Raw genomic sequence first — 13099 nt, forward strand, 5'->3', positions numbered from 1 at the left:
CGCTGGGACGGTCCCGCCATATGGGCCTGGAAAACGTCCGGCGTCGCGCTGCTCGCGGCATGGGCGGCCGCAAATGCGCGCGGCCGCGATGGCTGGATGATCGCCGCGGCGCTTGGCTTTGGCGCGCTGGGCGATTGGCTGCTCGACGCGGCAGGGCTGATGCAGGGGGCGGCGGCGTTCGCCGTGGGTCATGCGATTGCGATTACGCTGTATCTTGGCAATCGGCGCGCTGCGATGACGCGGTCGCAGGCCCTGCTGGTGTTCGCGGTGGTGCCGCTTGCGCTGCTGGTGGCATGGGGGCTGACAAGACATGCCGAGCCCGCCCAAATGAGTGCCGCGATCGGCTACACCGCGATCGTTGCGCTGATGGCGGCCACGGCCTGGGCGAGCCGGTTCCCGCGGTATCGGACGGGCATCGGCGCGATGATCTTCCTCGCCAGCGATTTGTTCATCTTTGCGGGTGAGGGCGGGGCATTGTCCAAAGACATCACCATGTGGTTTGTCTGGCCGCTCTATTTTGCGGGACAGGCGCTCATCGCATGGGGAGTTGTGGCAACGCTGGCGAGCGAAACGGCCAAGCGCTGAAACGCGTCGCCATCGACCGCAACGATTCTACCCGGCTCCGCCCCACGCCGCGATCGTGGTGCGATGGAGCAGCCGGTCGTAGCCATCATAGCCGCCGGTCGCGCGGTGAAGTACCGAGCGGTTGTCCCACATGACCAGCATGTCGGGCTCCCATTCATGCACGTAGCGAAACTCTTCGCGGCCCTGCCACTGGATGAGGTCATAGAGCAAAGGCAGGGCGTCGCCGTCGTCCATGCCGTCGAAGCCGATGATATAGCCCGCGCAACCGAACAGCCCCAGGCGCCCCGTTTCGGGGTGCGCGCGAACGAAAGGATGGCGCTGCGTGTCGAGCGCATCGTCGCTCGAAAGGATGTCCATGCTGCGGTTCTTGTCGTTCGCGCCATACATGCCCGACGGAGCGTAGCCGGCGCGGGCGCTGTGGATCGCCTGAAGCCCCTCGACACGCGCCCGAAGATCGGTGGGCATCGCATCGAGCGCGGCGTGCTGGTTCGCAAATTCGGTTTTGCCGCCGACGGGCGAGATGGTGATGCCGAACAGGCAGGTGCCGGCAGGCGGCCGCGCCTGAAAACTCCAGTCGCTGTGCCAGTTTTCGGCGAAAAGCGGCGCGGTCTCGTCGGCCTTGCGCTTGACCGCGATGATATGGTCGCGGCCAGGGATCGGGCGAATGAATGGATCGTCGCCGAAGCCGCCGAAATAGCCGGTGAAGCGTTCAAGATCATCTTCGTTCATCGCCTGGCCGGGAAAGACGAGGACATGGTGGTGGAGCCATGCGGCGCGGATTTCGGCGATGGTCCCCGCATCAAGCGGCTGGGTGAGGTCGACGCCGCCGATGCGGGCGCCGCAGGATTGCCCGCTGGCGGTTATCGAAATCGTCATCGGGCGATGCTGCGCCGATTGCGGTCCGTCGTCAATCGCGCGCGGCAGGTCGCCCCGAAACCTCGCCGAGTCGATTGCGGTGCGGCGTTTCTGGGCTGGCAGTTCAGCGAGGCGCCATCTTTTCGCCCTTAATCTTGTGCGCGGGGACCAATATGGAGAAGACCGATGTTCCTGTTCAAAAGACTGGCGTTGACCGCGTTGATCGGTGCCAGCGCCCTGGCCGCGCTGCCCGTCGAAGCCGACGCCCGCGACCGCCATCACCGCCATTCCTATTACGGCCACCGCGACAATGACCGATATCGCGATTACCGCCGCGATTATCGGCGTGACTATCGCCGCGATTATCGCCGCAGCCATTATCGCGATCGGCGCTATTATTGCCGACGCGGCAGCGGGACGACCGGGCTGATCATCGGCGGTGCTGCCGGCGCGTTGCTCGGCCGCGAAGTCGATCGTTACGGCGACCGGGTTCCGGGCACCATTATCGGCGGCGCCGCCGGGGCGCTGATCGGGCGCGAGATCGATCGTGGCGGTCGTCGCTGCTAAGCGAACCGGCCATCCGGGGCCACGCTTGCGCCGCGCGGCCACCGGGCTGCGTCGGTGCGGCGGTGGTCGATCGCGAGCAGGGTGATTGCGGTCGATCAATAAGGCGGTAAGGTGGACCTTCCGGCAGCGGCCGTGATCGCTACCCGACAGGGAGGTCGCAGATGAAAAAGTTGACGAAGTTTGTGGCGGCGGCCAGTTTAGGCTTCGCGCTCGCCGCGCTTCCCGTCGCGGGGATCGCCGCGCTTCAGAAGGGTGCGAAGGCGCCCGACTTCACGCTGAACGCGGCGAAGGGCGGCAAGCCTTTTGCCTTGTCGCTGAAGCAGACGCTGCGTAGCGGCCCGGTTGTGCTCTATTTCTTTCCAGCGGCTTTTACGCCCGGCTGCACGATCGAGGCCCATCTGTTTGCGGAGGCCAGCGACGATTTCGGTCGATTGGGCGCGCGCGTCGTTGGCGTGACGGCGGGCAATATCGACCGTGTTGCGGAATTTTCAAAATCCGAATGCCGTGACAAATTTGCGGTTGCGGCCGACCCCGGCGCGAAGGTCGCAGCAAAATATGACAGCGTGATCCAGCGTCCCGGCCAGCCCGCGATTTCCAGCCGCACCTCTTATGTCATCGCGCCGAACGGCACGATCTTGTTGAGCTACACCGACCCCAAGCCGCAAGCGCATATCGAAAAGAGCATGGCGGCCGTGCGCGCGTGGAGAGCAAGCCGTCGTTGACCGCCATTTGCGCACAAGGACGCCCATCCGGGAGCCACGCAAGAATATGGTCCTGAGAAGGGCAACGGCTCATCGTTGAACGAGCCCTTCGCAGCAGGCGATGGATCAATCGCGCTTTTGCAGGCTTACCACCGCGTGGATCGGTAGTTCGGCGTAGATGTGCGGGAAGAGCTCGCCCCCGCGCGCCGGTTCCCAGCGGATCGCGTCGCCCAGGAGAAGCAAGTCCACCTCGGCGATCATCAGGCAAGATTGCCCGGCGAAATATTTGGCAATCGTCGCTTCCAGCTGTTCAGCGGTCGACAGGTGGATATAGCCGTCGGCTATATCCGCCGGAGCGCCGCGGAACACGCGTTCGCGCTCGAAATCCGCCCATTGCTGCTGGGTCAGCACCTTGAAGGCCGTCGACGCGGTCATTCGGGCGCCGCTTCGCTGGGCGTTTCGGTTTCGGCAGCAACAATGTCCCCGGCTTCCACGCCTTCACCTTCGTCCTCGTCGCTATCCTCGATCAGCGCCGCCGAGACGACATGCTCGTCCTTCGCGACATCGAACAGCCGGACGCCCGCCGAACCGCGACCGATGACACGCATCGAATCGAGGCCCATCCGGATCAGTTTCGCCTGATCGGTCACCAGCATCAGCTGATGCACCTTGGTCGCCGGGAAGCTGGCGACAACCGGGCCATTGCGAGCGATATTGTCGATGTTGGTGATGCCCTGACCCCCGCGTCCCGTGCGGCGATACTCATAGGCCGACGACAGCTTGCCATAACCATTGGCGCAGACGGTAAGGATGAACTGTTCGCTGGCGGCGAGTTCGGCCATCCGGTCTCCCGGCAGGGTCGGTTCATTCTCATTATCTTTCCACGGCGCCGCGCGCAGATAGGCCTCGCGCTCGTCCATCGTGGTGCCTACGCGGTGCAGGATCGAAAGCGAGATGACCTCGTCCCCATCCGCCAGCCGCATACCGCGCACGCCGGTCGAATTGCGGCTCTGAAACTCGCGAACGTCGTCGCCGGCAAAGCGGATCGCCTTGCCCTGCCGCGTCGCGAGCAGAACATCGTCGCTTTCGTCGAGCAGCGCGACGCCGATCAGGCGGTCGTCCTCGTCCCCGCCCTCGAACTTCATCGCGATCTTGCCATTGGAGGGGACGTTCGTGAAAGCGTCCATGCTGTTACGCCGCACGCTGCCTTTCGCGGTTGCGAACATGACGTGCAGCTTACCCCATTCGGTCTCATCCTCGGGCAGCGGCAGCACGGTCGAGATCGTCTCGTCCTTGCCGAGCGGCAGGAGGTTTATCATCGGACGCCCGCGTGTCGCAGGCCCGCCTTCCGGCAGGCGCCACACCTTCATGCGATAGACCTTGCCGGCGGTGGAGAAGAACAGGACCGGCGTGTGCGTCGAGGTGACGAACAATTCGGTGACGACATCCTCGTCCTTGGTCGCCATCCCCGCGCGGCCCTTGCCGCCGCGGCGCTGCGCGCGGAAGGTGTCGAGCGGGGTGCGCTTGATATAGCCGTCGAGGGTGACGGTGACGACCATCTCCTCGCGCTCGATCAGATCCTCGTCGTCGATGCCGTCGGCGGCTGGCGCAACGAGCGTTCGGCGCGGCGTTGCGAATTCCTCGCGCACCGCGACCAGTTCCTCGCGCATCACCGCATAGAGTTTTTCGCGATCGGCGAGGATCGACAGCAGCTCCTCGATCTCGGCCGCCAGTTCGCCGAGTTCCTTGCCGATTTCATCGCGGCCAAGTGCGGTCAGGCGGTGCAGGCGCAAGTCGAGGATCGCCTTCACCTGAATTTCGGACAGGCGATAAGTCGCGCTGTCTTCCATCTCGCCCTCGATCGCCTCGACCAGGCGGATATAGGGCGCGATATCACCGATCGGCCATTCGCGCGCGAGCAGTGCTTCGCGCGCCGCCGCCGGGCTGGGCGACCCGCGGATGATGCGGACGACTTCGTCGAGGTTGCTGACCGCCACGACGAGCCCGAGCAAGATATGCGCACGGTCGCGCGCCTTCGCGAGCTCGAATTTGCAGCGACGGGTGATCACCTCTTCGCGGAAGGTGATGAACGCCTCGAGGATCGGCTTCAGCCCCATCATTTCGGGGCGCCCGCCGCGGATCGCGAGCATGTTGGCGGGGAAGCTCGACTGTGCCGGGGTGTGGCGCCACAGCTGGTTCAGCACGACCTCTGCGGTGGCGTCGCGCTTCAATTCGATGACGACGCGCACGCCTTCGCGGTTCGATTCGTCGCGGATGTCGGCGACACCCTCAATGCGCTTGTCGCGCGCGGCTTCGGCGATTTTCTCGACAAGACCCGATTTGCCCACCTGGAAGGGGATCGCGGTCAGCACGATCGACTGGCGATCGTTGCGTCCTTCCTCGATCATATAGTTCGAGCGCATCATGATCGAGCCGCGCCCGGTCGCATAGGCAAGCCGCGCGCCGCCCTGTCCCAGCATCGTCGCGCCGGTCGGAAAATCGGGGCCGGGAACGATTGCCATCAGTTCGTCGAGCGTGATTGCGGGATTGTCGATCGTCGCAAGCGTCGCGTCGATCACTTCGCCCAGGTTGTGCGGCGGGATGTTGGTCGCCATGCCGACCGCGATACCGCCAGCGCCATTGACGAGCAGGTTGGGGAAACGTGCCGGGAGCACGGTCGGCTCGTCACGGCTGGCGTCATAGTTCGGCTGGAAGTCGACGGTGTCCTTGTCGAGGTCGTTCAGCAGCACCATCGCGGTCTTGGCAAGGCGCGCTTCGGTGTAGCGCATCGATGCCGGCGGGTCGGGGTCCATCGAACCGAAATTGCCCTGACCGTCGATCAACGGCACGCGCAGCGACCAGTCCTGCGTCATGCGCGCGAGCGCGTCGTAGATCGCGCTGTCGCCGTGCGGGTGATAATTGCCCATCACGTCGCCGACGATCTTGGCCGACTTCTTGTACGGACGCCCTGGAACAAAGCCGCCTTCCTGCGCGGCATAGAGGATTCGGCGATGCACCGGTTTCAGCCCGTCGCGCACATCGGGAAGCGCGCGGCTGACGATCACGCTCATGGCGTAATCGAGATAGGACGTCTTCATTTCGTCGACGATGTTGATCGGCGACACGCCATCTTCGGGCGATTGCATAGGCGTATTTTCTTCGGTCAAGACCCGGCCTTTTTCTGCTCTTTCAGGAGATGAATTTGGCCTAGCCGATAGGGGCAGGAAAGACCAGCGATTCGGTCATTTTCCGGGCTTTTTTTTGCTGCGCCAAAAGGCGCGGAAAGTAGGCGGAAACGGGGGGTGGAAGCAGCATCGTCCGGCGCCATCGCGGGGCTTGCCAATCGCTTGTTCAGCCCTAAAGCTGCGCGCCGATGACCGCTGCTGAAAAACCCGTGCGCCGATGGCTTTGATCGCGCTGGTCGGCGCCAGCGAAATGCTGCCCGACGGGTCGCTCCGCGCGCTCGTCACGGTCGCGGGCGAAACGCTGATCGAACGGCAGGCGGCACGCCTTTCGGATGTGGGGGTGACGCATATCGCGGTCGCGGTGGCGGCGGTGCCGGCCGAGCTGCTGGCGACCTGCGACCGCATTCGCCGCCGCGGGGTGAAGGTGACACCCGTGCGCGCGGCGCCCGACCTGTTGGCGCTCGTCGAGGGCGACGACCGCATCATCCTGGTCGCCGATGGTCTGCGCGCTGGCGGGACGCATTATGCCGCAATCGCCCGGCCGGGGTCGCCGGCTATCCTCGTCACCGGCGACACCCCGTTGACCCAGGCATTCGAGCGGATTGACGCGACGCGGCGCTGGGGCGGGCTGGCGAGCATATCCGATGCGATGGTTGCCGAGCTCGCGGCGATGCCCGGTGAATGGGATATGATGCTGACGCTGCTCAGGCTTGCAGTGCAGTCGGGCGCGCGGCGGCTCTATTGCGAACCCGCGCTGTTTGAACAGGGGGAAATTGCCATCGTCGCCGACCGTCCGATGGCCGCGCTGATCGAGCAATCAAGCCTGCAACAGGTCGAATATGGCGGCATGGGGCTGGGGCGGTCGTCGATCATGATGCCGCTCATCCGGCTCGCCGGACCGCTGCTGGTCAAATCGCCGACGACGGCGCGATACCTGCCCTATATCACGGCGGCGCTGTGGGTGATCGTCGCCCTGTTGGCCGCAAGCGGATTGGCGGCGGCTGGCGCGATCGTCGCGATTTTGGGCGGGCTGGGATTGGCGGCGATGCGGTTCCTTTCGGCATTTCGCGCCGAAAGTGCGGGCCAGGATCGCGCGCGCGACGTGATCCGCAGTTTTGCGTGGTTGTTGCTCGCGATCTTTCCCTGGCTCGTGTCGCTCGCCGGGCCAGAGCATCGGATGCCGCCATTTTCGGAAGCCGCGCTGGCACCGTGCCTGGCGGCGACGATCCTGTTGGCGCGGTCGCTGTACGAGGATTCGGGCGAGAAGCGGCGGTTTCACTGGCTGCTCCCCGATGCCGACCAGTCGTGGATATTGCTCGCACCAGCGCTGATGTTCGGCTTTGCGCCGCTGATGTTCGCCATTCTCCCGTTGCTGGCGCTGTTCCAGATTCTGCTCTGGCTGCGGCTCGCGCGGCGCCCGGAAGCGCGCTAGAACAATGGCCTTGAAGGTTTAAGGCCTATTAACGCCATGCTGTTATTGGCGGATGCGCATGACTGAGTCCGTCTCCTCTCCCGGCATCGATCCGCCGTCGCCGACGCTGTCGGCGCGCCTGCGCGAGCTGGCGGATTATCTCGCCGCGCCCACCGCGGGGCGGCTGACCGAGGAGCAGCGCGCCCTGTCGCTGGGGATTGCCCGTCGGCTGGTCGTCGATCTTGCGGCAAGGCTCGATCCAGAGATTGATCCTGCCGCTTTGTGGGCCGAATGGCTGCGCGGCGGATTGCCCTGCGCATCACGGCTGGCAGGCATTTGTTTCGCCCGCGCCGAGGAACATCGCTGGCGCGAGCAATCGGCGCAGCGAACCAGCCCGCCGCCGCTTTTGTCCGAACCCGATGCCTCCAGCATCGAAACCCCCACGATCGGCGAAACCCCGTCCGAGGTCGAGCGCGCCTATCTGACGCTCCAGATCGCCGACCGCCGACGCTTCGATTCGCTCGGCAACCCGTCGCTGGCCGCCCCGGACATCGACGAAGAGGTTTTTCGCGCACTCCTGCTCGACATCGCGGCCTGGCGGCTGGCTGAAGTGAGCCAAGACCGCGCGCGCGCCAGCAAACTCGGCGACGCGGTGCGCGTCGCGACCGAGCAGCAAACGCGCGAAATGGGTATTACGCGAGCGGGGGTTGCCTTTTACAACGCGCTGGGCGCCACATTGCCGGACGCCGCGGCTGGCGCGATCGGGCGGCACGACTGGCCGACCTTGATCGCATTGGCTGCGGCGTGCCATCGCCGCGACTATGACGACATGGCGTTGGCGCTGCTGACAGCCGAAACGGCGGCGCTGCCATCGCTGCTGGCGCCGCTGCGCCTCGATCACGCGGCGCTGGCCCCGCTGGAGGCGTCGCTTGCGATGCTGCCCGCGCGGGCGGTCGGCGGGGCCGACTATGGCGATGCCCGGCTGGCGGAACGCGGCCAGTGAACGAACGCGTCATCCGCGGCCGGATAGACCGGGCAGGGGCGCTGGTCAGCGCCGACGCGCCGTTGCTGCGCCTGCAACAGCGGGCTGGCGCCGGGCTCGACAAACCGCTGGCGTTGCCGCACCTCGCACGCCTCGTCACGCTGGCGCAGCGGTTGCACCGCGACATCAGCCGCCCGCTTTACGCGGCCGATGACCATAGCGACATTCACGCCCTGGTGCGGATCACTCCCGATGCCGATGGCGCGAGCCTGGAGATCACCGATTGGCGCACCCGCCCGCTAGCGCAGCCGCAAATCCCGGCGATCGGGGAGGGCACCGCGATGCCGCGAAGCTGGACGTGGGAATGCGATCAGCAATTGCGCATTGTCGCGCTGCGCGCCGCGCCGGATGCTCCGCCGATCCCCACGGGGTGGGAGGCGCGTTCGCTGTCCGAATTGTTCGAGCTCCAGCCCGATGACGACGGGCGCTTTCCGGTCCTGCGGGCGCTGGCGCGGCAATCGCGTTTCGACGGGCAGCGCGTCCAAGCATCCGATATCGCGATGACGCTGTCAGGCGAGGCCTTGTTCGACGCGACGGGCCGGTTCACGGGCTTTCGCGGCTTGGCAGTTGCCGTCGACGCACCCACTTCGTCCGATACCAAGCCGGGCGGGGCGCTGGTCGATCCGGTGTTCGGATCGCTGCCATTGTCCGATCCGCAATTCGGACGCCGCATCGACGGCGCGCTGCGTGGACCGCTTAGCCGCATCATCGCCACGGCAGAGACGATTTCGGGCCAGTTCGACGGGCCCATCCGTGCGGATTATGCACGTTATGCAGGCGATATCGCCCACGCAGGACGGCATCTGCTGGGACTGGTCGACGATCTGGCCGATTTGCAGAATATCGAGCGGCCCGGATTCAAGGCCGCAGCCGACGAAATCGACCTGGGCGACCTGGCGCGCCGCGCGGTCGGGTTGCTGGGCATGAAGGCCGAAGAAAAGGGCATCCGTATCGACGCCCCGCGCACCGACGACAAGGCGCCCGCGACCGGCGAGTTCCGCCGCGTGTTGCAGGTGCTGCTGAACCTGCTGGGCAATGCGATCCGCTATTCGCCCGACGATTCGCAGATATGGATACGCGTCGACCGCGAAGGCGACCGTGCGATGGTGACCGTGGCCGACCAGGGACAGGGGATCGACGCCGAGCAACAGGCGGTGGTGTTCGAGAAATTCGAGCGGCTGGGCCGCACCGACAGCGGGGGGTCCGGGCTGGGGCTGTATATCGCGCGGCGACTGGCGCGCGCGATGGACGGCGACCTGACGGTGGATAGCGCGCCGGGGCAGGGAGCGCGATTCACGCTGAGCCTGCCGGCGCGGGATGTGGCTTAGAATATCGCTGCTGTATTGCGCGGCGTAGCCTATTCCAGATCGTCGGTCGTCAGGCTGTACCGGCAGACGATGCTCAATTCTCTCGGGTCATCGCGCATATAGGTTATCGAAGCACTGTCCTTCGTTCCGATCTGATCGCGACCGCACACCCGAACACCATCGACGCATGAGCTGGTCCAACCTGCGGCGTTCAGCGTCTTTTCGTTGGCCGCATTACGCAGAAAATAAGAGCTGAGGGTGACCGACAGTCGCTTGTCGCCCGGCTTTGTCGTCGGGCCAATGATCGTTAGAATAAGTTTGGAAGGGGTCGCCCCCAGAACCTTCACCCCGGCTGGCGCAAATTCGACCGATGAGATTTCGCCCAAAAATGCGGTGGCCGGCGACCCCGGCTTCTGGTTCACTACGGTGAGCGAACCCAATGATTGCATGGCCGCCTTGTGCGGCAAGGCGCACTCAAACGGGTTGGCTGCGGTCTGTGCCATGGCGGAGGCGGGCAAGGCGATGGCGGCCAGTGCCGTGATGCTGCAACGAATGAACATTTTTCGCCTCCGCAATAGCTTCTCGCGCGCTTAGCGCTTGTCGACCGGAACGAAGGGCCGGTGCGTCGGGCCGGTGTAGAGCTGGCGCGGGCGGCCGATTTTCTGCGCGGGGTCCGAGATCATCTCGTTCCACTGCGCGACCCAGCCGACGGTGCGGGCGAGAGCGAACAACGCGGTGAACATCGTCGTCGGGAAACCGATCGCCGACAGGATAACGCCCGAATAGAAATCGACGTTCGGAAACAGCTTCTTTTCAACGAAATAGGGGTCGTTCAGCGCCATTTCTTCGAGTTGCAGTGCGACCTCGAACACCGGGTCGTTGACCTTCAAAGCGTCGAACACCTCGCGCACCGTCTTTTGCATCACGGTCGCGCGCGGGTCGTAATTTTTGTAAACGCGGTGGCCGAAGCCCATCAGGCGGAACGGATCGTCCTTGTCCTTCGCCCGCGCGATATATTCGGGGATGCGTTCGGGACGGCCGATTTCGCGCAGCATGTTGAGCGCGGCGGACGGTCGAGGTCGACGCGTTCTGTTCATGGTCGGCATGGAGGATGAAGATGCGGTCGAGCGCGCGCTCGACGGCGGGAACGACCTCATATTCCTCGGCCGGGACGCCGAAGGTCATGCGCAGGAAATTGCCCGTGTAGCTGAGCTTGTTGTCGGGATAGACGAAGGGCTGGCCGACCGAATATTTGTAAGCCATCGCGGCGATCGTCGGCATTTTCGCGATCAGTCGGTGGCTGGCGATCATCCGCTGATGCGGATCGTGGATCTCGGTCGAGTCGTGATAGAAGGCGCTGAGCGCGCCGACGACGCCGCACATGATCGCCATCGGATGCGCGTCGCGGCGGAACCCGCGGTAAAAGGTCGCGAGCTGTTCGTGCAGCATCGTGTGGCGCGTGATCGTGTTGTCGAACGCGGCTAGTTCCTCGGCATTCGGCAGTTCGCCGTTGAGCAGCAGGTGGCAGACTTCCATGAAGCTCGAATGTTCGGCAAGATCGCCGATCGCGTAGCCGCGATGGAGCAGGATGCCTTCGTCACCGTCGATATAGGTGATCTGCGATTCGCAGCTCGCCGTCGAGGTGAAGCCGGGATCGTAGGTGAAGGCGCCCGTTTGCGCGTAGAATTTGCGGATATCGACTACGTCGGGTCCGACGGTGCCCGACAGGACAGGGCTGTCGACGGTCTTGTCGCCGAGCGTGATTTTTGCGGTGTCGGTCATATCTTGTTCCCTGTTCTGACAGCGGGGAGAGAGAGTGGTTACGCCCCTGCCGGATAATGTTGCGCTGCGTCAAGTCGGGCCAGACTGACATCTCGTCCCAGCAACAGCAGCACGTCGAAAATTCCCGGGGAAACGGTTCGGCCGGTTAATGCCGCGCGCAAAGGTTGCGCCAATTTACCTAGGCCCAGTTCGGCGGCTTCGGCTTCGGCGCGCACGGCGGCGTCCAGCTCTTCTGTTGTCCAGTCGTTCAGCCCGCGAAGTCGCTCTGTCACAGCGGCCAGCAGGCCTTCGGGCGCGGCCTTTAGCACTTCGATCGCCTTTTCGTCCACTGGCAACGGATCGGGCTGGAACAGGAAAACCGCGCCATCGGCGATTTCGTCGAGCGTCTTGGCGCGCGGTTTGAGCGCATCCATCGCCCGCGTCAGCAGGTCGCGATCATGTGTGTCCAGGGCACGCCCGACAAGTTTTTCGACGCGCGGCGCGACCAGTCCCGCCAGGCGCGCATCATCGGCTTCGCGGATATAATGGCCGTTCAGATTTTCGAGCTTTTTGAAATCGAAGCGCGATGGCGAGCGGCCGACATGGCCGAGATCGAACCATTGGGTCGCCTGTTCGCGGCTGATGATTTCATCGTCGCCATGGCCCCAGCCGAGGCGAAGGAGGTAATTGTTCACCGCTTCGGCCAGATAGCCCATTTCGTCGCGATAGGCGTCAACGCCGAGCGCGCCGTGCCGTTTCGACAATTTCGCGCCGTCGGCGCCATGAATCAGCGGCACGTGGGCGTAAACCGGCTCGCGCCATCCCATCGCGCGGATCAGGGCGAGCTGGCGGAACGCGTTGTTCAGATGGTCGTCGCCGCGGATGACGTGCGTGACCCCCATGTCATTGTCGTCGACGACGACGCTGAGCATATAGGTCGGGGTGCCGTCGCTGCGCAGCAGGATGAAGTCGTCGAGTTCGGCGTTCTGCACCGTAACCTCACCCTGTACCTTGTCGGCAATAGTCACCGCGCCATCCTGCGGCGCGCGGAGCCGGATGACATGCGGGACCGACGGGTCGCCATCGTCGCGGTCGCGCCAGGGGCTGCGGACGCGAAAGGGAAGGCGCTTTTCCTGCGCTTCGGCGCGCATCGCGGCGAGTTCGTCCTGCGTCAGGTAACAGCGATAGGCTTCGCCCTTGGCGAGCAGTTCGTGCGCGACCTCGGCGTGGCGCGGCGCACGCGCAAACTGGAACACCGTTTCGCCGTCCCAGTCGAGGTCGAGCCACTGCATCCCGTCGAGAATCGCGTCGATCGCGGCATCGGTCGACCGGGCGCGGTCGGTATCCTCGATGCGCAACAGGAATTTTCCGCCGTGATGCCGCGCAAACAGCCAGTTGAACAGCGCGGTCCGCGCACCGCCGATGTGCAGATAGCCGGTCGGCGACGGCGCGAAGCGCGTCACCACTTCGGTGCCAACAGCCTCGGTCGTCGCTTCAGCCACTTTGGTTTGGTTTTCGGTTGCCACTCCGGCCTCTTTCACTCACTTTGCTGCCCAGTCGGGCAGGATCGGGGGTGCCCCTAGCATGGCGACAGGGCAGCTTCAAACGCCCATTGCGCGGGACGCTGCCAGCCCTTGGCATCGAGCCATCGACGCGCTGGAAATACGGCTGGAAGCCGAACGAGA

General features: G+C 64.7%; 11 protein-coding genes and 1 pseudogene. 6 read left to right on the forward strand and 6 right to left on the reverse strand.

The genetic code is table 11. The features are described 5' to 3' along the window. On the forward strand, positions 1 to 585 hold a 585-nt coding region (locus tag A3E77_RS01935; RefSeq protein WP_293643225.1), incomplete at its 5' end, for a lysoplasmalogenase. A 27-nt stretch (positions 586 to 612) separates the two neighbouring features. Here the strand turns inward: A3E77_RS01935 and A3E77_RS01940 are convergent. After that, complete coding sequence (locus tag A3E77_RS01940; protein ID WP_293643226.1) at positions 613 to 1461, reverse strand: TauD/TfdA dioxygenase family protein; 849 nt, start codon at positions 1459 to 1461, stop codon at positions 613 to 615. 165 nt (positions 1462 to 1626) lie between these two features. On the opposite strand from A3E77_RS01940, the gene A3E77_RS01945 reads away from it, so the two are divergent. Together A3E77_RS01945 and A3E77_RS01950 are read left to right on the forward strand one after the other, a co-directional pair. Continuing rightward, positions 1627 to 2007: a glycine zipper 2TM domain-containing protein gene (locus A3E77_RS01945; protein WP_293643227.1), complete on the forward strand. Its 381-nt coding sequence runs from the start codon at positions 1627 to 1629 to the stop codon at positions 2005 to 2007. Positions 2008 to 2168: 161 nt separating this feature from the next. Then, on the forward strand, positions 2169 to 2729 hold the full coding sequence (locus tag A3E77_RS01950; protein ID WP_293643228.1) for a peroxiredoxin: 561 nt from the start codon (positions 2169 to 2171) through the stop codon (positions 2727 to 2729). 105 nt (positions 2730 to 2834) lie between these two features. On the opposite strand, the gene A3E77_RS01955 is transcribed toward A3E77_RS01950, so the two are convergent. Then, positions 2835 to 3143, reverse strand: coding sequence for a DUF952 domain-containing protein (locus tag A3E77_RS01955; RefSeq protein ID WP_293643229.1), 309 nt, complete (start codon positions 3141 to 3143; stop codon positions 2835 to 2837). Then, positions 3140 to 5854, reverse strand: a complete 2715-nt coding sequence (gyrA, locus tag A3E77_RS01960) for a DNA gyrase subunit A (RefSeq protein WP_293643255.1) — start codon at positions 5852 to 5854, stop codon at positions 3140 to 3142. The genes A3E77_RS01955 and gyrA overlap by 4 nt, the downstream gene beginning before the upstream one ends. Before the next feature lie 256 nt (positions 5855 to 6110). Here gyrA and A3E77_RS01965 point away from each other — a divergent pair, with 256 nt between their 5' ends. The 3 genes from A3E77_RS01965 to A3E77_RS01975 are packed head-to-tail and all read left to right on the forward strand — an operon-like array spanning position 6111 to position 9674. After that, a complete protein-coding gene (locus tag A3E77_RS01965; protein WP_293643230.1) occupies positions 6111 to 7325 on the forward strand; it encodes a hypothetical protein in 1215 nt (404 codons plus the stop codon). A gap of 58 nt (positions 7326 to 7383) precedes the next feature. Continuing rightward, positions 7384 to 8307, forward strand: a complete 924-nt coding sequence (locus A3E77_RS01970; RefSeq protein ID WP_293643231.1) for a hypothetical protein — start codon at positions 7384 to 7386, stop codon at positions 8305 to 8307. Beyond that, on the forward strand, positions 8304 to 9674 hold the full coding sequence (locus tag A3E77_RS01975; RefSeq protein WP_293643232.1) for a sensor histidine kinase: 1371 nt from the start codon (positions 8304 to 8306) through the stop codon (positions 9672 to 9674). Before A3E77_RS01970 ends, A3E77_RS01975 begins: the two co-directional genes overlap by 4 nt. 29 nt (positions 9675 to 9703) lie before the next feature. On the opposite strand, the gene A3E77_RS01980 is transcribed toward A3E77_RS01975, so the two are convergent. The 3 genes and pseudogenes from A3E77_RS01980 to gltX all read right to left on the reverse strand — a co-directional run bounded on the left by A3E77_RS01980 (position 9704) and on the right by gltX (position 12940). Beyond that, entirely contained in the window at positions 9704 to 10213 is a 510-nt protein-coding gene (locus A3E77_RS01980) for a hypothetical protein (protein WP_293643233.1), read from the reverse strand. A gap of 30 nt (positions 10214 to 10243) precedes the next feature. Beyond that, positions 10244 to 11435 (reverse strand): annotated as a pseudogene (locus tag A3E77_RS01985) (type II citrate synthase). Between the two features lie 38 nt (positions 11436 to 11473). Then, complete coding sequence (gene gltX, locus A3E77_RS01990) at positions 11474 to 12940, reverse strand: glutamate--tRNA ligase (protein ID WP_293643234.1); 1467 nt, start codon at positions 12938 to 12940, stop codon at positions 11474 to 11476. Positions 12941 to 13099: the final 159 nt, after the last annotated feature.

Origin of the sequence: Sphingopyxis sp. RIFCSPHIGHO2_12_FULL_65_19, assembly GCF_001830555.1 — a bacterium.
GTDB lineage: Bacteria > Pseudomonadota > Alphaproteobacteria > Sphingomonadales > Sphingomonadaceae > Sphingopyxis.